Annotated in this window: 22 protein-coding genes and 1 pseudogene; 8 read left to right on the top strand and 15 right to left on the bottom strand. The window is 44.1% G+C overall.

Annotated elements, in window-relative coordinates:
- Window position 1 precedes the first annotated feature (1 nt).
- From MUP17_01150 to ndhC, 6 genes and pseudogenes are all read right to left on the bottom strand, one after another.
- Complete coding sequence (locus MUP17_01150; GenBank protein ID MCJ7457581.1) at window positions 2-472, bottom strand: NAD(P)H-dependent oxidoreductase subunit E; 471 nt, start codon at window positions 470-472, stop codon at window positions 2-4.
- 83 nt (window positions 473-555) lie between these two features.
- Window positions 556-1,149 carry a transposase gene (locus MUP17_01145; GenBank protein ID MCJ7457580.1) on the bottom strand — a complete coding sequence of 198 codons (594 nt, stop codon included), beginning with the start codon at window positions 1,147-1,149 and terminating at the stop codon, window positions 556-558.
- Window positions 1,150-1,221: 72 nt separating this feature from the next.
- Window positions 1,222-2,412 carry an NADH dehydrogenase (quinone) subunit D gene (gene nuoD / locus MUP17_01140; protein MCJ7457579.1) on the bottom strand — a complete coding sequence of 397 codons (1,191 nt, stop codon included), beginning with the start codon at window positions 2,410-2,412 and terminating at the stop codon, window positions 1,222-1,224.
- A gap of 326 nt (window positions 2,413-2,738) precedes the next feature.
- Complete coding sequence (locus tag MUP17_01135; protein MCJ7457578.1) at window positions 2,739-3,239, bottom strand: NADH-quinone oxidoreductase subunit C; 501 nt, start codon at window positions 3,237-3,239, stop codon at window positions 2,739-2,741.
- Between the two features lie 132 nt (window positions 3,240-3,371).
- Window positions 3,372-3,818: pseudogene (locus MUP17_01130) on the bottom strand (NADH-quinone oxidoreductase subunit B).
- Between the two features lie 71 nt (window positions 3,819-3,889).
- Window positions 3,890-4,246 (bottom strand): NADH-quinone oxidoreductase subunit A, encoded by a 357-nt coding sequence (gene ndhC, locus MUP17_01125; GenBank protein ID MCJ7457577.1) that lies wholly within the window; start codon window positions 4,244-4,246, stop codon window positions 3,890-3,892.
- A 653-nt stretch (window positions 4,247-4,899) separates the two neighbouring features.
- Between ndhC and MUP17_01120 the strand changes: the two genes are divergently transcribed.
- The 7 genes from MUP17_01120 (at window position 4,900) to MUP17_01090 (ending at window position 12,353) form a co-directional block, all read left to right on the top strand.
- Window positions 4,900-6,363, top strand: coding sequence for a 4-hydroxyphenylacetate 3-hydroxylase (locus MUP17_01120; protein MCJ7457576.1), 1,464 nt, complete (start codon window positions 4,900-4,902; stop codon window positions 6,361-6,363).
- Between the two features lie 462 nt (window positions 6,364-6,825).
- Entirely contained in the window at window positions 6,826-8,712 is a 1,887-nt protein-coding gene (locus tag MUP17_01115) for a S9 family peptidase (GenBank protein MCJ7457575.1), read from the top strand.
- A gap of 207 nt (window positions 8,713-8,919) precedes the next feature.
- Complete coding sequence (locus MUP17_01110; protein MCJ7457574.1) at window positions 8,920-9,708, top strand: class I SAM-dependent methyltransferase; 789 nt, start codon at window positions 8,920-8,922, stop codon at window positions 9,706-9,708.
- Between the two features lie 80 nt (window positions 9,709-9,788).
- Window positions 9,789-10,448 (top strand): hypothetical protein, encoded by a 660-nt coding sequence (locus MUP17_01105; protein MCJ7457573.1) that lies wholly within the window; start codon window positions 9,789-9,791, stop codon window positions 10,446-10,448.
- A 115-nt stretch (window positions 10,449-10,563) separates the two neighbouring features.
- Window positions 10,564-11,097 carry a hypothetical protein gene (locus tag MUP17_01100; GenBank protein MCJ7457572.1) on the top strand — a complete coding sequence of 178 codons (534 nt, stop codon included), beginning with the start codon at window positions 10,564-10,566 and terminating at the stop codon, window positions 11,095-11,097.
- Between the two features lie 87 nt (window positions 11,098-11,184).
- Complete coding sequence (locus tag MUP17_01095; GenBank protein ID MCJ7457571.1) at window positions 11,185-11,730, top strand: hypothetical protein; 546 nt, start codon at window positions 11,185-11,187, stop codon at window positions 11,728-11,730.
- A gap of 14 nt (window positions 11,731-11,744) precedes the next feature.
- Window positions 11,745-12,353, top strand: a complete 609-nt coding sequence (locus MUP17_01090) for a hypothetical protein (GenBank protein MCJ7457570.1) — start codon at window positions 11,745-11,747, stop codon at window positions 12,351-12,353.
- 245 nt (window positions 12,354-12,598) lie between these two features.
- Here MUP17_01090 and MUP17_01085 read toward each other — a convergent pair whose 3' ends face one another.
- Both MUP17_01085 and MUP17_01080 read right to left on the bottom strand, forming a co-directional pair.
- A complete protein-coding gene (locus MUP17_01085) occupies window positions 12,599-13,399 on the bottom strand; it encodes an ABC transporter permease (protein MCJ7457569.1) in 801 nt (266 codons plus the stop codon).
- Entirely contained in the window at window positions 13,396-14,316 is a 921-nt protein-coding gene (locus MUP17_01080) for an ATP-binding cassette domain-containing protein (protein ID MCJ7457568.1), read from the bottom strand. The genes MUP17_01085 and MUP17_01080 overlap by 4 nt, the downstream gene beginning before the upstream one ends.
- A gap of 460 nt (window positions 14,317-14,776) precedes the next feature.
- On the opposite strand from MUP17_01080, the gene MUP17_01075 reads away from it, so the two are divergent.
- A complete protein-coding gene (locus MUP17_01075; GenBank protein MCJ7457567.1) occupies window positions 14,777-16,924 on the top strand; it encodes an FG-GAP-like repeat-containing protein in 2,148 nt (715 codons plus the stop codon).
- A 438-nt stretch (window positions 16,925-17,362) separates the two neighbouring features.
- On the opposite strand, the gene MUP17_01070 is transcribed toward MUP17_01075, so the two are convergent.
- From MUP17_01070 to MUP17_01040, 7 genes are all read right to left on the bottom strand, one after another.
- Complete coding sequence (locus tag MUP17_01070) at window positions 17,363-17,635, bottom strand: hypothetical protein (protein ID MCJ7457566.1); 273 nt, start codon at window positions 17,633-17,635, stop codon at window positions 17,363-17,365.
- A 94-nt stretch (window positions 17,636-17,729) separates the two neighbouring features.
- Window positions 17,730-18,095, bottom strand: a complete 366-nt coding sequence (locus MUP17_01065) for a plastocyanin/azurin family copper-binding protein (GenBank protein ID MCJ7457565.1) — start codon at window positions 18,093-18,095, stop codon at window positions 17,730-17,732.
- Between the two features lie 1,453 nt (window positions 18,096-19,548).
- Window positions 19,549-21,381 carry a hydrogenase iron-sulfur subunit gene (locus MUP17_01060; protein ID MCJ7457564.1) on the bottom strand — a complete coding sequence of 611 codons (1,833 nt, stop codon included), beginning with the start codon at window positions 21,379-21,381 and terminating at the stop codon, window positions 19,549-19,551.
- 15 nt (window positions 21,382-21,396) lie between these two features.
- On the bottom strand, window positions 21,397-21,993 hold the full coding sequence (locus MUP17_01055; protein ID MCJ7457563.1) for an FAD-dependent oxidoreductase: 597 nt from the start codon (window positions 21,991-21,993) through the stop codon (window positions 21,397-21,399).
- 56 nt (window positions 21,994-22,049) lie between these two features.
- Window positions 22,050-22,736: a hypothetical protein gene (locus MUP17_01050; GenBank protein ID MCJ7457562.1), complete on the bottom strand. Its 687-nt coding sequence runs from the start codon at window positions 22,734-22,736 to the stop codon at window positions 22,050-22,052.
- A gap of 204 nt (window positions 22,737-22,940) precedes the next feature.
- Complete coding sequence (locus tag MUP17_01045) at window positions 22,941-23,414, bottom strand: CPBP family intramembrane metalloprotease (protein MCJ7457561.1); 474 nt, start codon at window positions 23,412-23,414, stop codon at window positions 22,941-22,943.
- A gap of 287 nt (window positions 23,415-23,701) precedes the next feature.
- On the bottom strand, window positions 23,702-23,951 hold a 250-nt coding region (locus tag MUP17_01040; protein MCJ7457560.1), incomplete at its 5' end, for a heterodisulfide reductase-related iron-sulfur binding cluster.

Genomic DNA, 23,951 nt, shown 5'->3' with positions numbered 1-23,951 from the left:
GTTATTTTCTGGAAAGCTCTTCTATGAGCTTGTCGATTTTCTCTCTGGTCAGGTTCTCGTGAAACTCCTCATTCACCATCATCATTGGTGCTGTTCCGCAGGAGCCTAAACACTCCTCCGTGCCCAGGGTGAAAAGCCCGTCTGGCGTGGTTTGGCCAACCCTGATTTTTAGCTTTTCCTCCAGATACTTGATTATGCTTTCTGCTCCCATCAGGGAACAGGAGAGGTTATCGCAGACCCTGATCCAGTATTTACCGATCCTTCTGGTGGGGAAGAAAACGTAAAATGACAGAACCTCATGTAACTCTAAAAGAGGAACCCCTAAAAGCTCAGACACCTTCTGTATCCCTTCCTGCGAGAGGTAACCTTCCTCCTGATACAGGATATGAAAAGCTGGAAGGACACAGGTTTTAACCTTCGGATATTTTCCTTTTAGATTTCTAATTTTTTCTTCTGTTTCCCTTGAGATCATTTTTTTGATCCAATTGTAGGGGCGAGGTCTCCTCGCCCATGGGCTGGGGAACCCAGCCCCTACATTAACTTTTCCTGGCTTATCTATTTTTTCAAGTTTGAATTAAAAATTTCATCTTCTAACATATTTTCCCCGACTCTTTGTTGATTTTCTCTATCCAGATGCCATTTTAAAGGGTTGGTTTGGATGTAATATCTGATCTTATTTAACTTATTTTCATTCCGAATCACATGTTCATAATAATTTCTCTGCCAGACCCTCATTCCAGGAGTTGAGCGACTCTCATTGATCAATTTAGTCGTTTGGTACTTAAAATAGGCGACTATCTGCCCCAATCTAGGCTTTTGTAGGGGCGATCCGCCAAAGGCGGACTCGCCCATGGGCGGGGAAACCCCACCCCTACATTCGTCATCTATGGCGATGATGCCGTGAATATGATTGGGCATAACAACAAACCAATCCATTTCCGTATTCAAAAAATGACTCGATAATTCATTCCAGGATTGTTCAACAATTTGTTCATACTTATTTAAAACCATTTCTTCCTCTACTACTTTTCCCAAAATTGATTTACCTTTTTGCGTGCAAATCGTCACAAAATATGCACCCGCCTGTGAATAATCGTAGTCCTTTAATCTGAAAGAACTGCGCCCATCTTTTTCTAAATACTGTTTCAATTTTCAGAGACCTTTGTTCAAACCTTTCCAGATTTTTCTTTTTTGCTACTTGCTACCTGCTCCAAGCTTTCTTCACCTGTCAATCTCTCCTAAAACAATATCTATGCTTCCTATAATCGCAACCACATCCGCTATCAGTCTGCCTGCGACTAATTTGTTGAAAGCGCTTAAATTCACAAACGAAGGCGGCCTGACCCTTACCCGGTAAGGTTTTTTTGAGCCGTCTGATACAATAAAATATCCTAACTCCCCTTTAGGCGATTCGATGGAATGGTAGATTTCCCCAGGCGGAACTGTAAACCCTTCCTGGGCAATCTTAAAATGATAGATCAATGCCTCCATCTCCTTCTTTACTATCTCTTTTGGAGGATAAACCACCCCCGGTATTCTGGCTGTATAATCTCCTTCAGGTATCCCTTCCAAAGCTTGTTTGACTATTCTTAACGATTGTCTCATCTCTTCAACCCTGACCAAATACCGGTCATACACGTCCCCGTTTTTCCCGGTAGGGATATCGAATTCAAACTTTTCGTATCCGGAATAGGGATTGGATTTTCTCAAGTCCCATTTCACTCCGCAAGCCCGGATAATTGGACCCGAAAGCCCACAGTTGATGGCTTCTTCCGAAGTTATAGTTCCTATCCCAACTGTCCTTTGCAGCCAGAGTTTATTTTTGGTCAAAAGGTTCTCATAATCCTGAATCTTGGAGGGGAAGACTTTTATGAACTCCCTGACCCTTTTTTCGAAATCACCTGAAGCTGGTAAATCTTTTGCCAGACCTCCGATCCGAATGAAAGAGGTCATCATCCTCTGTCCGGATATGGTTTCGAATATGTCCTGGAGCATCTCGCGCTCCCTGAAGGCGTAAAGGAGCATCGATATTGCGCCGATGTCTGCAGCATGAGAACCGACCCAGACCAGATGAGAGGAAATCCTCTGTAGTTCAGTCAAAAGAACTCTTATAAATTGAGCCTTGGGAGGTGCCTCAATATCCAAAAGCTTCTCCACAGCTAACACGTAACCTAAATTATTCGAAAGGTTAGCCACGTAGTCGGTCCGGTCCCAGAGGGTGATATTCTGGGAATAGGTTCGGAATTCGGCAGTTTTTTCTATTCCGGTATGAAGATAACCGATATCCGGCGTAGCCTTCACCACAGTCTCGCCATCCAGCTCTAAAACAAGCCTTAACACTCCATGGGTAGCTGGATGCTGGGGACCCATATTCAGAATCATGGTATCTGGTTTTTCCCTTTTTATCTGCATAATTCCGCTGTTCGGTTTTCGCTATTGGCTATTCGCGGTTTGAATCGGAGTGCAAAAGCTTGTCGAATTTGACCTTGAGGCTTTTGCTCACTCAGCCCGCCTCCGGCGGAATACACTCCCTCTCTTCTCACATTTGAACTTTGATTGTTATTTTTCGTCGGGCATAAAGCCCGACGCTACTTTTCTCTTCTGTCATTCTGAGGGAGTCCAAATGGACGACCGAAGAATCTACTGAATTCAGCCTCCAGAGAGATTCTTCGCCCGTAGGGCTCAGAATGACAATGCCAATTTATCCTCTCTCTTTTTCTCGTCTTCCGTCTTCCTTTTTATTTTATTATCCTCGGCGGCTTATCCTTATTATGGGTAAATGCCACCTCTTCAAACATCAGCGGATAATCTTTTCTTAGGGGATGCCCGACCCAGTCGTCCGGCATCAAAATCCTCTGCAGGTCTGGGTGGTTATCGAACTTCACCCCGAACATATCGTATACCTCCCTTTCATGCCAGTTGGCAGTGTGCCAGATAGGAGTAAGCGAAGGAACAGATTCCCCTTCTGCCACTCTGATTTTGAGCCTTACCCTCCATCTATAGGGAAGAGAGTAAAGATTGTATACGATATCGAATCTTTTATCCCTTTTGGGATAGTCTACACCGCAGAGGTCAGAAAGAAAGTTGTATTGTAATTCCGGGTCATCTTTCAAATACCTGCAGATCAAAAGCAGGTCCTCTTTTTTTATGGTCAGGGAAAGCTGACCCTTATATTCGACCACCTCTAAAATCGAGCTGGGGAAATTCTCCTTCAGTTTTCTTAAAGTGAGGCTCTCCATTTTACCTTTCTTCTGTAGTTGCTCGATTCATCGAGCATAGCCTTTCTGATTTGTAGTTGCACAATCCATCGAGCAAAAATTGCCCAATAAATTGGGCAACTACGTTCTTCTGTAATGCAACCCTTCTTTTCTGACCTTCTCATGCAACTTCATCAGTCCGTCGATGAGTTGTTCCGGACGCGGAGGGCATCCAGGCACATACATATCCACCGGCACGATTTTATCCACCCCTTTGATAACCGCATAGTTGTTGAATACTCCCCCGGTGGACGCACAAGCTCCCATAGCGATAACCCACTTGGGATCCGGCATCTGGTTATAAAGCTGTTTTAAAACCGGACCCATCTTCTGACAGACCCTGCCTGACACGATCATCAAATCAGCCTGTCGGGGAGAGGATCTGAAAATCTCCATCCCGAATCGAGCCAGATCGTACCGGGAAGCAGCAGTGCACATCATCTCGATTGCACAACAGGCCAGGCCAAATCCTAAGGGCCACATTGAGGATTTTCTGGACCAGCCCACTACCTTATCCAGCGTGGTCAAGATTATCCCGTGATGGATCTGCTCTTCCTTAATAGGATTTATGATTATCCCTTCTTCTCTATCTGAGGAGAAGACTTTAATTCCCGGGTTATAGATCCTATCGTTTACTCCCATTTCAGTCCCCCCTTCTTGACAATATATAGATACCCTATTAAAAGGATTGCCAGAAAAATTCCCATCTCGATTAACCCGAAAATCCTCAGCTCCCTGAATATGACAGCCCAGGGAAACAGGAAAGCTATTTCTATATCGAAGATTATGAAAAGTATCCCTACTAGATAGAATTTAATCGGAAACCTTCCCCTGGCATCCTCCTGCGGTATGTTGCCGCATTCGTAAGGTAGAAGCTTCTCCCGCAAAGGTGGTCTTCGGCCAATAAACTTCGATACGAGGATAATGGCTACGCCAAATCCTGTGACTATGACTATTACAAGCGCTAACGCGAGATAAGATTCAAGCATAACTAAAAAAGAAACTTTCTCTCACCCAATTTGTTTTTGGCTGGTCTTATTTCAGACCAGCCAAGATTGTGAAGAAAATAACAAGATAGGTAAAAGTTGTCAATACAAAATTTTGTTTTTGAATATGCCGAGCCATCATTGCGAGCGATTTTAAAGAACGAAGCCCATCTGGGCTTCGTCGGTCAAGTAACCTCCTCAGAATGATGATTGGTAGGTCAGACATTCTTGTCTGACACACTTGCCTTGTTCTGTTGGTCTCCAGACCAACAGAGCTTTTGAATGTTCCGTCAGGTCCTGGACCTGACGGAACGGGAAGTTTTGTAGGGTCGGGGTTACCCCGCCCATTCCAAAAGAGGTTTAGGGCGAGGAAACCTGCCCTACTATCCGGAGTGCCCGTAGGGCTTTTCCCCGCATTTTTAAGCATCAGCCTCAAGGTCAAATTCGACAAGCTGATGCACTCCTTTAACGACTATTGAAATCCCTTGACAAAAAATCTAATTGTGATAGCTTTCTCTGGAAGAGTTCGCGTAGCAGAGATTTTAGACCTCTGCTGAACTGAATGTCATACAATTTGCAGACCCAGAGCTTGCCCGTAGGGTTGCCTTCAACCTGGGTTGTTTTGAGAAAATAAACTTTGAAGACAGGAGAAAAAAATGGCTTTAAAAACTCCAGAACAATACAAGGAAAGTCTAATAAAAATGCGCCCCAATATCTATAAGTTCGGGGAGCTGATTAAGGATGTGACTACCCATAAAGCTACGAAAAATACGATTGAAGGACATGCCCAGATTTTCTCTGCCCAGAATAACCCGGAATATACTGAGCTTTTGACCACAACTTCACATCTGACCGGTGAAAAAATCTCCAGGTATTTATCGTTGATTCAATCCTCTGAGGACCTGATCGCCAACTCTAAGATGAAAAGACTTCTTTTTCAATTGACCGGCACCTGCACCGGAGGAAGATGCGTTGGCTGGAATTCGATCAATGCGATGTGGGCGACCACCTTTGATCTGGATAAAGAATACGGCACCGATTACCATCAAAGATTAAAAAACTGGCTTATCGCCGCTCAGAAAAACGACATCACCATATCCGGAGCTTTGACCGACCCTAAAGGCGACCGCACCAAATCCCCTACAGAGCAAAAAGACCCGGATATGAGTTTACATATAGTGGAAGTTAGAGAAGACGGAATCGTTGTCCGGGGAGCCAAGGTGATGATCTGCGGGGTCGCTGCCTCCAATGAGATATTCGTTCTTCCTGGCTCAGCTTACAAGGAGCAGGATAAAGATTATGCGGTCTCCTTCGTCATTCCCAGGGATATTGAGGGATTGACCATTGTGGAAACCAGAAGGCCCAGCGATACCAGAGAGGAAGAAGAAGGGTTTGACATCCCGGTCAAAAAAGGAGGAATAACCCAGGCCTATCTTTTCTTTGAAGATGTTTTTGTCCCAAAAGAAAGAGTCTTTATGTGTGGAGAATACAAATACGCTCTGAGTGCGGTGATGAATTTCATCCTGCCTTACCGGGCAGCCATTGGCGGATGCGTTGCCGGTCAGGGTGACGTGAAAATCGGAGCAGCCATCTTAGTTGCTAGGGCAAATGGTTTATCCTCTAAAGTTTTCAATGAGAAACTGACTAAGATGTACATCAATAATGAGACCACTTACGGAGTCGGAATCGCGGCTGCGGTTTTAGGAAAAAACCATCCTTCCGGGGTCTGGCAGCCAGATTCTCTTCTTTCCAACGTAAATAAGGTTCACGTTGCCACCTTGCCTTACGAGACCTCGGTCTTAGCTCAGGATATTGCCGGAGGGATAGGAGAAACCGGCTGCATGCCCTCGTCCAAGGATTTCTTCGACCCGAAATATGGTCATTTAGTCCAGAAGTATCTTAAAGCCTGCTCCTCAGCTGAATCCAGGGTAAAAGCAGCCAGGTTAGTCGAATGGGCAACCATTGGTGCTGGAGTTCCCGGATGTATGCACGGCGGCGGCTCACCGGATGGAGCAAAGTTAGTCATCCGGGCAAATGCAGATTTGGAGAAAAAAGTCCAGATCGCCAAAAGATTAGCCGGAATCGAAGAGGAAATCCCGGACCCGGAGAAGAAGAAATAAAAAGTGCAGTTGTAGTTGTAGGGGAGCCCCTTCCTTCGATTTCACTCAGGACGGTGAGTTTGTGCTTCGGCAAAGCTCAGCACAATGAGCTTGTCGAATTGTTGAACCGTGTGGGCTCCCGAAATTCGGGAGGGGACCCCTCACGGCGGGATTTCGCAAGCTCAACAAACCCCTCCCCTACGAAAAAAAGAAATTTGCTCTCTGTAGGTCTCCAGACCAACAGAGCCGAAAGAAAAAAGAAACAAAATCAGAATTTCAACGTCTATAAATATTAAGGTGCGGATGAAATTGGGAAGAACCTGAGATGGTTTGAACGTTATTAGCAAAGGAGGTGGCAAGTTGGAGTAAAATTTTAGTCCGTGAATGTATAGAAGCTGGAACGAGTTGGATTTCATCGGTAGATGCGAGATCTACCTTTGTCCACGTATCATAAACCATATAAGCAATTTGGAGGGAATAATCATGAGAAAGATAATACGGATTTACGTCCTTAGTTGCCTGACTTTGCTATTCTTAGCGGCTTCAATTGGTTTTGCCCAGCAGGTCAAACAAATCCCCCTTCGGGATTTTTTCAAGAACCCGGAGAAAGCTTACTTCCAGATATCACCGGATGGAAATTATATCTCTTTTACTCAGCCCTATGAAAACCGTATGAACATCTTTGTTCAGGCCCGTGGCTCCAACCAAGCAAAAAGGGTCACTGAAGTAACTGATCGGGACATCGCAGAATATTTCTGGAAAGGAAATGACCGGCTTATCTACTCGAAGGATTTTGGAGGAGACGAGAACTTCCATCTCTTCGCCGTAGACCGGGAAGGCGGAAATGTCAAAGACCTGACCCCCTTCGACAGCACCAGGGTTATGCTGATCGACGACCTGAAGGATGACCCCACCGATGTCATCATTGGCATGAACAAACGCAAACGGGAGATCTTCGACGCTTACAGGTTGAATACTGTCACCGGGAATCTCACGCTGATTGCTGAAAATCCAGGCAACATCACTGGCTGGGTCACAGATCATACTGGCGGGATTAGAGTTGCCACGACCACTGACGGCGTCAATACCAGTCTTCTCTATCGGGAAAACGAAAAAGATACATTTAAGGTGATCCTCACCACTAACTTTAAAGAAAGCTTCTCCCCACAATTTTTCACCTTTGACAACAAGAATTTGTATGCGGCTTCAAATCTGGGGAGGGATAAAGTCGCCATAGTAAAGTTCGACCTGGCAACTGCAAAAGAGCTGGAGCTGATCTATGAGAACCCTGAGGTGGACGTGGCTGGGATGGCCTATTCCAGGCTGCGAAAGGTGCCGACCGTGATTACTTATGTCACCTGGAAAACTCAAAGAAAATTCCTGGATAAAGAGACCGAGGATCTTTATAAGAAATTGGAAAAACAACTCCCTGGTTACGAGGTGTTTGTCACTTTTAACAATAAAAATGAAAACGTCTTCATCGTCAGGACAATGAGCGATCGTACCCTGGGTTCATATTATCTTTACGAGAAAAAATCTGGCAAATTGACCAAGCTGGCAGATAGAAATCCCTGGCTCAACGAAAATGATTTGGCTGAGATGAAGCCGATCACTTACCAGTCCAGAGATGGCCTGACGATTAATGGTTACCTGACACTCCCGAAAGGGAAAGCCCCGAAAAACCTTCCAGTAGTTATAAATCCCCATGGTGGTCCCTGGTACAGGGATGTCTGGGGCTTTAACCCGGAAATCCAGTTTCTGGCTAACAGAGGATATGCGGTACTGCAGATGAACTTCCGGGGCTCAACCGGATACGGGAAGAAATTCTGGGAAGCCTCCTTCAAGCAGTGGGGTCAAAAGATGCAGGATGACATAACGGATGGTGTCAAGTGGATTATCGAGCAGGGGATTGCAGACCCAAAGCGCATAGCCATTTACGGCGCCAGTTATGGAGGGTATGCCACCCTTGCCGGAGTCACCTTTACGCCGGATTTATATACCTGCGGAGTGGATTACGTGGGAGTTTCCAATATGTTCACCTTTATGAAATCGATTCCGCCTTACTGGAAACCTTTCCTCGATATGTTCCATGAGATGGTTGGCGATCCCTCAAAAGATAGCCTGCTGTTTGTATCTGTTTCACCCGTCTTTCATGTGGAACGAATCAAAGTACCTCTTCTGGTTGCCCAGGGCGCCAGAGATCCCCGCGTCAACATAAATGAATCAAATCAAATAGTAGACGCCCTGAAAAAAAGGGGGATCGAAGTCGAGTACATGGTGAAAGATAACGAAGGTCACGGCTTTGCCAACGAGGAGAACAGGTTCGACTTTTACGAGGCTATGGAGAAATTCCTGGCAAAACACTTGTAGAAGCAGGGATGAACGCTCTTTGCCGCTGAGCGAAAGAGAAATGTAGGGACAGAACAGTGTTCTGTCCGATTGGAGTCAGTAGTAGGGGCACGGCGCGCCGTGCCCCTACAAAACCGTAGAGACGTATTCAATGCGTCTCTACCACAACCACAAAATTCGATGAATTCTACTCTTAAGGAAATCCAAAATTTAAAACAACAATTTTCTTTGACCCAAAAAGAAGCTCAACAATATCATAAAATCATCCAGCGTAGATTAAGTAAAGAAATCTCAGAAGTCAAAAAGTTAAATCTCTTAAAAGGGAGATTAATCTTAGAATATGGAACCGGACAGGGAAGATTCACCCAGACCCTTGTGAAGGATCTTCTCAAATCAGATCAGATACTTTATACCATCGACTCTACCCCTCAGATGATAAAGAATATCGGTTCTAAAATCAAAAGAAGGAATTTTTATCCTCAAATAGCAGACCTTTGGAAAATCCCCTTTCCGGATAACCATTTTGATGCCCTTATCTCTCATTATACCCTGCATGGACTTCGTTCAAAGAGTAAGGATTTCTTAAAACCATTCAAGGAGATGGTCAGGGTATTAAAACCCGGAGCTCCTTTAATTGCCATGACCTTTTATTATGATATAGGGGAAAATTCATCTGCCTATGTCTATCACCGGTTAATCCAATTAAGTTACCGGGACAAGGGGATAAGTTTCCTCGGATTGAAAAACCCAGAGATATATAAAAATTTCTTAAGAAAAGCAGGATTAAAAAAGATTAAATCTAAGGTGATAAATTTTGACTCTTTTCCATTTCCTGAAAAATTGAGAGATAAAATTCATGCCGCCCGCTTAAAAGAAGAAAAGAACTTGATTAAAAAGATCAAATCGTTTAAATTGAGAAAAGAAGCCGAAGAGCTTTTAAGAAATTTTGAAGATAAATTGGAATTGAAAAATCAAAAGGTCGGACCAACCTTTTTGTTGTGGGGAAAAAAATCGTAGGGGCGAGGTTTCCTCGCCCACATGACATATTGTTAAGCTCTCTGTTGGTCTCCATACCAACAAGGCGTAGTTCTAAGAAAATGAAACTGAATCTTATCAAAACTCTAATCTATATTTTCTTTTCAATTTTAATTATAACCTCCTTAAGCTGTTTTTCCTCTTTGCAGACCGCCAAGACCACGGATGGTTTTGGATTTACCACTGGAGTATACAGGTACGAGTACTTCCGCCGTTCGATTAATCAGTGGGAGGACCATTATTTCGTGATCTTAGCTCCAAGCATAGGCAGAGCCGCTACCAGGAATAGAATGGGTTTAGAAGCGAGATTGAAACTCTTAACTGACGTAATCGATAAGGATGGGGAACACGCTTTGTGGTTTCAGTTAGAGGAGTTGAAGATTCAGGCATACAAAAACAGGTATATTGATTTTGCTCTTACTGCTGAATTCTGGCTTTTTTACCCGAGCGGTCTTTCCGTGATAGTAAGCAGGGACATAAATAAATACTTCACTTTGTATGGCCAGTACAGGCTGGTTTCAAGTTTCTATGTCCTATCCTTGCGCGACTCGGAATCCGGGTTCACCTCCGCTTTTACCTTTGGCACTGAGATAAATTTGACCAAGAGTATTTCAACTTTATTTGAAGTCGAAAGATGGCTTGCCACTGAGCATCTGTTAGAAAGGGAAAAGACCAGATATTCCCTCGGCGTAAATTTTCATTTTCCCTTAAGCAAAAAGTAGAATTGCCGGTGCGATCCACCAAAGATTTACCTTGATTTTTCCTACTCCTTTATTATTCTATAAATAGCCAAGTAACAATCGGGCATTAACTGAAGGGTTTGCCTTTGGTTTCAACATGAGAAAACTAACTTTAGTCTCAGCAGTTTTGATTATTCTTTTTGTCCTGTCAAATATTACTCAGGCAGGGAATAATCCGACTGTATCTTATTCTCCGACGAATATAACTCAGGCTATGGATGTGGCAGTGAGAAGTAATTCTATGAGTTATTTGTACACGCTGACATCAAGCCAGATTGATTCTGCTAGTAAAGGATATGTACGACCTGACACGCTCAGATTGAAGAATCCAAATACAGCGATGGTAATAGCTATACTGCCAGGATCCATCGTGCATGGAGCAGGCCATTTTTATGCGAGAAGACCAGTCACGGGGGCAGCTCTTTTAGGGATCGAAATGGTGAGCTTAGTGTTCTTCGTTAGAGCAATTGGGCAGGGGTTAAGCGACACTGGAAGTCCTGAACAAGAGAGGCAGGACTCATTTATAGGCACGACTCTTTTCTTCGGTTCCTGGCTTTATGATATTATAGTTGCTCCCTTGACAATCGCAAAAGAGAATGAGAAGATTTCAGAGAAAAGGGCTGCCAAGTGAAGAATCAGAATCTCCATTTGTCGTCAAGAACAGAAATGATAACATTTTAGGGAAAGAACCTTTTGAGTAATGAACTACTGTTCTAATATGAGAAAATTGATTTTAAGTTTAACAATACTGACCATCATTATTATGCCAAACGCTGTGCATGCAGGGAACAAGTCAGTTATTTCTTATTCGCCCACGAATATAACTCACTCTATGGATCTGGCAGTGAGAAGTAATTCCTTGTATTATTCATATGTCCAAGAAACTATAGCAAGTGATACGATTAACAAAAAAGTTGTCGAGCGTAAGCCGGCGAAACTAAAATCACCAACTAAGGCTCTGGTAATCGCCCTGGTGCCTGGTTCCGTGGTGCACGGAGCAGGGCATTTTTATGCGGGTAAGACAAAAACAGCGTTTGTACTTTTCGGTGCAGAAATAATTGGAGCGGGGATGGCCTTTTTCGGTGCTGCAGGATGGAGCGTGCAGGGTGACACAGGCGGTGATGGCAGCCTTGCAGGGCCGGTGGTTTTGTTTTTAGGTTTAGGTCTTTTTACTGGCTCCTGGATTTATGATGTTGCAGTATCTCCTTCTGTCGTCAAGAACCAAAATGATAAAATTTTAGGGAAGGAACCTTTTGAGCAATGAGCTACTGTTCTAAAATGAGGAAAATAATTTTTATTTCAGCGATTTTGATTATTTTTTTTGTGCTGTCAAATAATGTTCAGGCAGAGAATAATCTGAGTCTCTATTATTCACCTACAAATATAGCGCACTCTATGGATTTTGCTGTAAGAAGTAATTCCTTGAATTATTTGTATGCCCAAGAACCTATAGCAGTTGACACGAGTTACGAAAAGACTAACGAGTCTAAGCCGGCGAAATTAAAATCACCAACTACGGCCTTGGTGATCGCACTGGTGCCAGGATCTATCGTGCACGGAGCAGGGCATTTTTATGTGGGTAAGACAAAAACCGCTATTGGGCTATTCGGTGCAGAAATCATCGGAGCCGGATTGACTTTTCTCGGTGCGCTAGGAAGCTTACGGGGTGACACTGGAGGTGAAAGTAGCGGTGGTGGAGAAGTGGTCCTAGCACTCGGATTAGGTCTTTTTGCCGGTTCCTGGATATATGATGTTGTAGGGTCTCCTTTTGCTGTTAAGGATCAAAATGATAAAATCTTAGGGAAAAAACCTTTTCCTGATGAGTTAAATATGGAGCTTGATAAGAGGGACCAGCAACTTAAATGTCTCGTGGTCAAACGATTTTAATGCTAGATATGAAAAACTTCGGGCAGACACGGGGGTCTGCCCCTACGGCTTCTGTCATTGCGAGCCCAGTTGGGCGAAGCAATCTGCACACCTTGCAGAAGACGGATTGCTTCGTCGGCCAGATGAACTCCTCGCAATGACCATGACCGAGAGACCGATGGGCGAGGTTTCCTCGCCCCTACATTTTGCACGCTCACGTTTTTTCTCTTTTTATTCTTTATTCGACATTCGTCATTTATTCTTATTTACCTTATTAGCCTTCTTTTCATCAAATTAATAGAAAGAACCAAGAAAAACGGTGTAGCCACCAGTATCCAGGCTAAATTGAACAGGAGGGACGGGCTTATTCTGCCAATAGCCAGCCCGCGGGTAAGTTCTACTGCGTGGTATAAAGGCAAGAATATTTTAGAGATAGTTTGAACTGTGCCTGGTAGATTATGGGAGGAGAAAAAGGTGCCGCTTAAAATGAACATCGGGGTAATGAATAGAAATGACGGATAGTTGAACGAATCTATGTTGGGAGTAATGGCAGTGAAACACATTGCCATTGCCGAGAACAAAAGCCCTACTAAGAACGCCAAAGGTGGAATGAGTAAGAACAATGGGCTGGAAACCAGTCCAAAGGCAAATACTACGCCTAAGACTATGGTTGAGTTTATCAGGCTCTTGGTAGCGCCCCAGAGAAGCTCTCCGGCTATGACTTCTTCCAAGCTCACCGGCGTGGCAATTATCGCGCCAAAGGTTTTCTGATAATACATTCTGACAAAGGATGCATAAGTACATTCGAAAAACGAGGAGAACATCATTGAGATCGCTACCAGAGCTGGAGCTATAAAGGCGACGTAACGCAAACCCTCTTGCGGCTGGACAAAACCGCCCAATCCAAAGCCTAATCCAACTAAGTAGAAAATCGGCTCGACCAGGGGCGGAAAGAAATTGACCTTATAGGTCTTCATAAAGACCTCCAGGTCTCTTCTCCAGACTTTCCAGGCACGATAACTTATCTGAGGAATTTCAAAATATGTCGTCTTCGAATTATCCTTCATTCTTTCAGCCGCCTGCCAGTTAGTTTCAGGAACACATCCTCTAAATTTGCATCTCTTATCATTGCCGCTTTGAAGCTGTATTTGCTCAGAATCTGGCTGAAGACCCCTCTGGCCTGGTTGGTAAAGACCTGAATCCGGTCTCCCGAAACTTCAAGCCTGGCATCAGGGAATGTTGTCTGGAGGAATTTTAAAACCTCCTCATCATAGGCAACTTCCAAGACCTCTTCACCCACATGCTTTTTGATGAGCTCAAGGGGCTTTCCCTCCTCGATTATCTTGCCTAAGTCCATAATCACTGTCCGGTCGCAGAGCTGGGCAGCTTCCTCCATATAATGCGTGGTCAGGACAATGGTAACTCCTTCTTTTTTTAAGTTTCTGATCTTATCCCAGATCAGATGTCTTGCTTGGGGATCGAGTCCGGTAGTCGGCTCATCCAGGATCAGTATCTTCGGCTCGTTTATCAATGCCCGGGCTAAGATCAGTCTTCTTTTCATCCCGGAGGAAAGCTCATCGATTATCACCTCTTTCTTTTCATCCAGCTGAACGAATCTGAGAAGCTCCTCACCTCTTCGTGTTGCCTCTTTTTTGGGAATATCAAAATAGCGGGCATAGACTACCAGATTGTGCAGAACCGTGAAGTCCGGATCGAGATTATCTTCCTGCTGGGCCACCCCGATCATCTTCTTTATCTCTCTTCCTTCTATGGTGACGTCCATCTCCGAAACCCGTAGACTTCCTCCGGTCAGGGGCAGAACACATTGAACCATTCTCATAGTGGTGGTCTTACCAGCTCCGTTGGGTCCCAGAAAACCGAAACATTCCCCTTTGAGAACCTGGAAGTTGATATTATCCACTGCCAGAAAATCGTCAAATTTTTTGGTCAGCCCCTCCGCCTTTATAAGAACCTCTGAGCTCATATCTGTCTATTAAGTGTCCATCTTTCTTGCCTGAAGGAAATAATCTATGCTGATTGCGATAAGTAGTCAAGCCTTTTTGCAGTAGTAGGGGATTCAAAATTTTGAACCCCTATGATCCACATAATATGGGTGCCATCCCCCGTAGGGGGATGCTATTAAAGGCATTTGCAGAGACCTTCTGCATCATCCTGCTGAAATTGTGAAATAATGTACCAGTCTCATTTATTTCCGTCGTTATTGCAATTAAATTAGACAAAATAATTCTGCATTACTTTGAACCAGGTTATAAAGGGTTGAAATTTCAAACCCACGTCCCTGCTGGCAAAGAAAAGGATAAACCCAGTCTTTTTTGATAATATACCTTGACTTTATCGATTTTTGAGCTATTGTATTACTGGACGATTTTTAGACAAAATATAGAATTTGCTACCATCCTATTATCCAAAAAAAGGAGGTAAAGATGTCCAAAAAGTTTATTGGTTTTGCGATTTTGTTTTTGCTCAGCTTTTATCTTTCAGGCGTCTGTTTAGCTGATAATGGCAAACTAACCTTAGAACAGATCCAAAAAGCTATCGCTGAAAAAGGGCTTCACTGGACTGCCGACAAGACGTCTGTTTCCGTTTTAACTCCAGAAGAACAGAGAAAACTCTGCGGGGCGATTATTCCTCCTGAGGTCAAGGAAAGATTTGAACGATTAAAAACGGTTCCTCCACCTCCGCTTACCGGGTTTGGCCAGCAGACCAGATGGGACTGGAGAGAACATAACGGGGTTACCTCAGTCAAGGATCAGGGAGATTGTGGCAGTTGCTGGGATTTCGGTGCGACTGGGGCTCTGGAGTCTATGGTGAAAATCTATAATGCTGGAACTGAGCTGGACCTTTCTGAACAACAGGGTCTTTCCTGTAATACCGGAGGCAGCAGTTGTGCCGGAGGCTGGCCCGGAGACGTCTATGCGCTTTTCAGAGACTACGGAGCAATTGCGGAAGGGAATATGCCCTATCAAGCAGATGACCAGGTTCCCTGCACTCAAAATCTCTGGCAACCCATAGTCAACCTTCAGAGCTGGCAAAACATCCCTTACAATACAAATGCCATCAAGAATGCTCTGGCAACTGGACCAGTGGCAGTCTATATGGGAGTATATACGGATTTCTTCTCGTATTCTGGTGGTTGTTATGTTCACGCCTCTGGTGTCTTAGAAGCAGGGCACATCGTTCTCATCGTAGGCTGGGATGATTCTTTCTGCGGCGGCCAGGGTGGATGGATAGTCAAGAACAGTTGGGGCCCCTATTGGGGAGAAGCCGGTTTTTTTAACATCTTATACTTCAATTGCGAAATTGGGAATTATGCTCAACTGGTGAACTACACCCCCTCCTTCGGCGATAAAACAGAGTATTATGCAGAAGATGCTCCGGTTTCCGCTTTCTGTGCAAATTTGGATGGAAACTCCTATCCGGACTTAGCTGTGGCCAACTACTGGAGCGATAATGTCTCTATATTGAAGAATAAAGGATTAGGAACATTTCAGACTCAGGTAAGCTATCCTGCAGGAAGTTATCCTACTTCTGTTTTCAGTGCGGATTTAGATGGAGATCATGATTTAGACTTAGCCGTGACCAATGAGGCAAGCGACAATGTCTCCATCTTGAAGAATAACGGCGACGGTACCTTTCAAGCCAAAGTTGACTATCCCGCAGGCGATGGACCTCAGTCTGTTTTCTGTGCAGATTTAGATGGAGATTTAGATTTTGACTTAGCCGTAGCCAATTATTCGAGCAACAATATTTCCATTTTAAAGAACAACGGGAATGGAACCTTTCAACCTCCAGTCAACTATCCGGCAGGAGACGGACCTCAATCTGTTTTCTGTGCGGACCTGGATGGCGATTTAGATCTGGACATAGCTGTGGCTAATTATTTGAGCAGTAGTGTCTCCATTTTTAAGAACAACGGAGATGGAGCTTTTCAGCCTAAAGTTGACTATGCCGCCGGAGAGGGTACCCATTCTGTTTTCTGTGCAGATTTGGACGGGGATTCAGATCTGGATATAGCCACAGCCAATGAGATTGGCAACAACGTTTCCATTTTGAAGAACAATGGGGATGGCACATTTCAGCCTAAGGCTGACTATCCTTCAGGAAATGGTCCCTATTCTGTTCACTGTGATGACTTAGATGGAGATTCAGACCTGGACTTAGCTGTAGCGAATTACTGGAATTATAATCTCTCAATATTAAAGAACAATGGAAATGGGACTTTTCAACCTGGAGTCAACTATGCTACCGGAGTTTCTCCTGCCTCTATTCTCTGTGCAGATTTAGATAAGGATTTAGATGTTGACCTAGTCGTGGTAAACAGAGGAAACCGCAACGTTTCCATAATAAAGAATCTAAAAAATCAGCCGAGCTTCCTGTGCGGCGATGCCAATGTAGATCAAAATGTTAATGTAACTGACGCTATATATCTGGTCAATTACCTGTTCAAGGGAGGACCCGCTCCTGTCCCGGTTCAGGGCTCGGATGTAAACGGCGATGGGCAGGTAAACGTTGGCGATGTAATCTATTTGATAAATTATCTTTTCAAAGGCGGGCCAGTGCCAGCCTGTTGAGAGACAAAAGCCGTAGGGGCACGTTGCAACGTGCCCCTACAGATCTCACTGGAAGGTATTGATCCTTCTGCTACAACTCCTAACGTCCGACCATCGTGTCGGACGATTTAGTTTGAAACAAAACAAATTATCTTTGGCAAGCCCGGTGTAATATATTACACTTATCGGTGTAAAAAGATACACCTATGATTCCTCTGCTCGGGCAGGGCAATTGCCCTGCCCGCAAAAAGGTAGGGATAGGGTGCAACCCCCATCCCAACCGGTCGTCGGGCAGGGGTGCCCGCCCTACGAATTTTTCTCTTGTTTAAACCGAAGGCGGGGCTCCCAGCCCCGCAGAATACATATTCTAAGGGTTATACCATCACAAAAAAACAGGAGTAGACTCACAGGTCTGCTCCTGTTTCCAGGATTACTCTTTAAGAGATGACATAATGGAGATCAAGCGTGCTTTTTCTCATGATAACTCTTGATCTGCTCCGGAGTGAAGATATCCACTTTAGTTATGCGTGCCTTTTCCCGCATTGACGGTGGCAGCATATTCCGGGCTTCAGCCTCATCATCCGCATCCATCATTGCCCAGCCGGTATGAACTCCGCTTAAGCATCCCCATTGGAACTTGTCTAAATTCTCAGGCTTGTACTCCATCATCTCATCCAATGCCTTCAGGCACTCCTCTTTGGTATGCGAGGTTTCGATCATGTAGTTTGCCATTTTCTTTCACCCCCTTCCCTTTTTGACCTTGATTTCTTTATCAATTTTAAAGTCACTTCTAAAATGTTACTCCACAGTTTCGCCTCTAGCCCGTTCACTTAACTATAACGCTGGCTATCATTTGAGTTGGGTGGTTTATACAATGATAGCCAAAAGTGCCTTTCTTGTTAAAGGCGTGCTGGTAAGTGGCACCAGAGCTTAATTGACCTGAATCGAAAAGTCCTGAATCGCTGGTCACTGTGTGCTGAACCGCTCCATTATTCTTCCAGGTCACAGTCACGCCAGAATCCACCGTTAAGGAAGTCGGATTAAAGGCAAAATCGACTATTGAAACTGAATTAGCAGGCGGCGGTGGTGAGGGAGAAGTTGGGCTACTCGATTTGCTGCATCCCTGAGCCAGAAGTAAAACTGCCGAGATAAAGGTCAGAGCAAGCAAACTCCGGAAAAATTTCTTTAGCATTTAATTCACCTCCTTTGACTTATCAGGATAATCTTGACCTATTAAGTCAACTTTATTTAATACGTAATTATCTTTTTTAATCTTTGTTCTTTCCAATATCTAAGAAAGTTTCGCTGCTGAGAATTTGCCCCCCATCGGGAATATTTGCATTGCCTCAAACTTTCTTTATTGAGTAGGCTTACTTCTGCAGCTGGACTACTGTATCTTTTTCCCGTCCCCCACGGTTTGTACCAGCATTTTCAAATCATCCTGTTTTCTTCAGCCAGCTTCTGCGTTCTGAAGTAAGCCTACTCTTCCCGCCAGTTCCCCCCTTTTTCGATTCAACACCCCTTATCCTGCTTAGCCCAGACCTCTTTACTTAAACTAACATAAGAAATTATCAAACGCAGTCACATAATAAAACCAACCGCAGATTTGTCAATACGAGTTGATAACATACATTTTACGTATTAAAAATACGCAATAGGGACTGAGTGAACTTCGAGGAATAAATCAGCCATCCTATTGATAACCAAGCGGTTATTGTCTTAATTGTTTTTTGGAATTTCCTTCTGCCACTGAGGCTCTGTCAGGAAGTAACTCCCGAGAGAGATAAAACAGGTGTAATTTCTTACACCTATCGGTGTAGTAAAATACACCCTCAGTGCTTGACAGGTCCCCTGAACGGACAAGTAAAAAACCCTCTCCTTTTTTCCTAAACGGAGACTACGTCTGGCGTAGCCACCGTAGGAAAGGAGAGGGATAGAGTGAGATTAGCAGCTTTTAATGGTGACGTCAGGAGTGCCCTCCTGACGCCTAAAGCTCTATCGGGAGGTAACTCCCGACAGCCCTGAGAGTAGGGGCTTGATTTATCAAGCCAATCAACTAAACAAAGGGAAGGGACGAGCCCTTCCCCTACCCTAATTATTTCTTCTCTTCCTCTTTAATCCTTCTAACCGAATTCGACTGGCATTTGGGGCAGGCGCGTTCAATCAAAGGAGCTTTTGGGTCAAAGGACATTTTGAACTCGTTCCCGCAACGCAAACATTTGAATTTGGCTTCTTCTGGCATAGGAATACAGTTTAAAAGTTTGAAGTTTGGCGTTTGTTCGCTGGTTGTTGGTCTCCTGACCAACAACCATTATGCTAACTCTGTTGGTGAGGACACCAACAGAGAGCAAGTATGGTGCAGTCATTGAGAGTTCCGATTCATCGGAACGAAGCAATCCGTCTAATACAAGTGGAGGGATTGCTTCGTCGTCCAGAGGGACTCCTCGCAATGACGGAAACGTAGGGCAGGCACTGGGGCCTGCCACTACAGACCAAACCTGTTTTATCAAATGGGCGAGGAAACCTCGCCCCTACATTTTTCACGATAAACGAGCAACGCTCACGTCTTTTTCGTCTTCCGTCTTACATCTTCCTTTATCCTGGACAGTTGCTCAAGCGAGGCTGAAGCCTCGCACTACGAAACCTCAAGCCGCCTTGGCCGCTACCTTCACCTTCTTCGTCCCTTTAGGCTTAAGGTCTGACAGAGCTTTTTTGGTGAACTCGATTTCCTCTTTAGTCACCTTCTTTCTCATCTCTTCCATCACTCGCATCACTTTGGCAAACTTCTGACCTTCAGCCGCGCTGATCCATTCCAACTGCAGCCTTTCCGGACGTATCCCTTTTCTCTCTAATTTATCCCAGAGCCTTTCAACCCTGCGTTGGGTCCATCTGTTTGCATCTATATAGTGACAATCCGCAAAGTGACACCCGGAAACCAAAACCACAGGCGCACCCTTCTGGAAAGAGTATAACACGAACTGCTCGTCCACCCTGCCAGAGCTCATAGTTCTGATCAGGCGGGAAGTCGTGGGATACTGTAACCTGGAGATCCCTGCCATATCTCCTCCTGCATAGGAACACCAGTTACAGGCAAAGGTTACAACTTTCTCCTCCGGATTTTCATCCAAGATGGCATCTATTTGTGAAAAGATCTGCCTGTCTGTGAAATGCCGCATGGTGACCGCCCCAAAGGGACATTCTGCCCCGCAGGTTCCGCATCCGGCGCACGCTGCCTCGATTATCTCAGCCGGTATCTTTTTCTCCTTGTCAACTGTTATGGACTTGAAGGGACAGGCTCTGTAGCAGATCTCGCAGGCAGTGCACAGCTCTTTATCCACCATAGAGGTAATAGCTTCGACATGGAGCTTATCCTGTGCCAGGATAATTCCAGCCCGGGCTGCAGCGGCTGATGCCTGGGTAACGCTATCTTTGATGTCTTTGGGAGATTCTGCCACTCCTGCGAAGAATACTCCTTTGGTTGGTGCATCGATCGGCTTCAGTTTGGGATGAGACTCCAGGTAAAAACCATCCTGAGTTCTGGAAAGGGTCAAAAGCGGCTGGATCGGATCATTATTCCATCTGGAAACATAGCCGATTGAGAGAACCAGCATCTCAAGGTCATGTTTTTCGATTTTTCCTGTGGTGGTGTTCTCAACTGTCAGCAAAAGATTTCCGGTCTTCGGGTCTTGCTCTATGTCGCCCGGAATCCCCCGGATATATTTTACCCCTGATTCCTTGCTTCTTTTGAAGAGATCCTCGAACCCTTTTCCAAATGCCCGAATATCCATATAGAAGACTTTCGCCTCGATTTCCGGATAATGGTCTTTTAAAAGTACTGTGTCTTTGACAGTATTCATACAGCAGATGTTACTGCAGTAAGGATTTCCCCTCTTTTCTGAGCGGGATCCAACGCACTGGATAAACCCGATGCTCTTGGGAGTCTGATGATCTTTAGGACGGATGAAATGCCCCTGGCTTGGTCCTCCGGCGCAGATCAGCCTTTCAAATTCCAGGCTGGTGATCACATTTTCAAATTGGGTGTAACCATATTCATCCAGCTGCGTCGGGTCATAGATATCTAAGCCCGTGGCAACGACTATTGCCCCAACCTCCAGATCGATGAATTTATCCTGCATGTCGTAATCGATACATTTTTTATCGCATACCTCAGCACATTTTCCGCAAGCGATCGGGTTATTGCCCAGGCAGTCTTTCATATTTATGACATAAGAGGAGGGTACAGCCTGGGGAAGCTGAATATAAATCGCTTTGCGTGAGGAGAATCCCATCTGGTATTCATCCGGGACCGCGACCGGGCAGACCTTGGCGCATTCGCCGCAGGAATTACATTTGGTCTCATCCACGTACCGGGCTTTTTTCCTGACCTTGACTTTGAAATTGCCGATGTAGCCGGAGACCTTTTCGACTTCGCTGTAGGTGTAGAGCTTGATTTTCGGATGTCGACCGACATCCATCATCTTGGGTCCGAGTATTCATATGGAACAGTCCATCGTGGGATAGGTCTTATCGATCTGCGCCATTATCCCTCCGATGGAAGGCTCTTTTTCGACCAAGTAGACCTGATACCCGGTATCAGCCAAGTCTAAAGCTGTCTGAATCCCTGCCACACCTCCGCCAATCACTAGGGCTTTGTTGGTAACCGGAACCTCTTTTTCGATTTGCGGCTCCAAAAATCTTGCTCTGGCCACCCCGATTTTCACCATATCTTTAGCTTTTTCTGTGGCGCCTTTCCTGTCGTGCAGGTGAACCCAGGAACAATGCTCCCTCAAATTCACCATCTCTAAAAGGTATGGGTTTACTCCAACATCTGCCACGCAAGCTCTGAAAGTCGGCTCGTGCATCCGGGGAGAGCAGGAAGCAACCACCACCCGGTTGAGATTATTTTCCTTGATGTATCTTTTGATCTCATTCTGCCCCGGATCAGCGCAGGTATACTTGTTCAGAACCGAAACCTTCACATCCGGCAGGGTCTCAGCATATTTTCTGACCTCCTCGCAGTCCAAAGACCCGGCGATATTCAGCCCGCATTCGCACACGAAAACCCCAATTCTCAATTCCTCTCCAGACACTGCCAATTTATTCACCTCCTATGGCTAAAGCCAATGTTATTTCCAGATTATCCATCTCACTTTATTGTCGTGTTTATATATTTCCCAGAATTTTTCAATAGTTCCTCTTTACTAACATTGTTATCGTTAATGACGGGGCTTATCAACTCGATTTTTTCTTCCATCATATATTTTTCATCAACTTTTTCCAAAAAAGTGACCAAGGAATCTCTAACCCATATAATATTTTCGTAAGCAGTCTTTGCACATTCATAGTTAAAAGATGAAAAATCTTTTGGTACTCTTGAGATAGGCCAAAGATTATCAGGGAAGTCGGCAGTGAGTTCATGAAATCTATCAGGCTTTAGTTTAACAAGTACTAAAAAAGGCTCAGGTCTACCATGCATAATAGAATTCCTTATTTCTACTAGTTCCTTGAAAAGCTTAAATTCTTTTGAATTCTCTTGAAAATAGAAAGGAGGTGGCTCCAGTTGAGGGTTACATAGAGTCGGTAGAAAATAAACCTTATCTACAAGACGCCAGTAATTGATGGGATTTTCTATCTGCTTCTTATTTAATAGATTTTTAGGCAAATCATCTTTCGTCCTGACAGAAAAATCCCTTAAAACATTATTCGTAAATGCTTCGATTCCAGCAACACCCATTATAAACGAAGCTCTTGATGCAGATTTTTCTTTCATAAATAGATCTTGATCGAAATCCTGTGGTCTTGATGCATCCTGTTCATGAATCTTTTTATACAATTCGGTGGCTTCTTTGTAATAATATTCCATACTATAGAATAGAGACTGAAAAGGACGTCTAATGAATTTTGCGAATTGCCAAGGCATAAATATATGAAGTAATCAGTTATTCAATAAATTTAGTCTCAACTATGTTCTCTTGTATGTCAGAAGCTACTCCTGACGCTATTTTTATGTCAGGACAAGATCCTGACATAACTCGAATTACCTCCTTAACGATCCTAATATCGTTCCCCAAACATTAAATAACATATGAACGACTATTGCAGATATAATACTCCCGCTAATCTCACGGTAATATCCTGCTATAATTCCGAGTATGATCCCGAAGAAAACCACAGCAAAAACTGTGAATTTATCCACATGCATTGTCAACAAGCCCATATGCATAAATCCAAAAAATAACGCACCCACAAGTATCGGAAGACTAATATGAAAATTAAATATCATAAATCTATACTTGGTTAGGGGAGCAAGAAACCCTTGCACTAAACCTCTGGTTAAGAACTCTTCACTGATGCTGGCACAAACCCACACAAAAATCACTACTTGAAGTAGAGAAAATTCTTTCATAAAATCAAATCCACTTACTGGGAGCAATAAACTCAAGCCACCGACGATAATCCCTCCAACAGAACCGGCCAGGATTGACTGTTTCAAGTGTTTTATCTCTATCATTCTTAAACCATAGATAGATATTTTTCCTTTACTCAACAAATAGATCAAGATGAAAGAAATAGTCAACATCACTGTGTGAGTAAGCGGGAGCCAGGAATAAGATTTACGTAATAACACTAACACGTTAATGGAACTAATCATACTAGAGAGTATTAGAACGAATAGGCCGAGGAAAAGTGAGAGAAATATTCTTAAAGTAACTTTCATTTTTCTCCTTGCTACGTCAGGAGCTACTCCTGACGCTATTTTTGTGTCAGGACAAGGTCGTGACACAACTTGTGTCCTATTCATTCTCCTATGGCTAAAGCCAGAAGTGTAGTTAAATCTATAATATCTATTGTTATTTCTTCTTTCTTTTTTTCCTTTTCTTTTTCTGTACAAGATTGAGCACACTTAAAATGAATCTGACATTTGGGACAGGCAGTAACCAAAATCTCCGCGCCGGTAGATTTTGCCTCTTTTAATCTCTCAGTCTGAATCTTTTTGGAATAAGCATCGCAGTTTATCCAGCCAGCAGTCCCGCAGCAGATTGCTTTT

Source organism: Candidatus Zixiibacteriota bacterium, from assembly GCA_022865345.1.
GTDB lineage: Bacteria > Zixibacteria > MSB-5A5 > MSB-5A5 > RBG-16-43-9 > RBG-16-43-9.
Note: the sequence above shows the minus strand (reverse complement) of the source record. Positions and strands in the feature narration are given on the sequence as shown.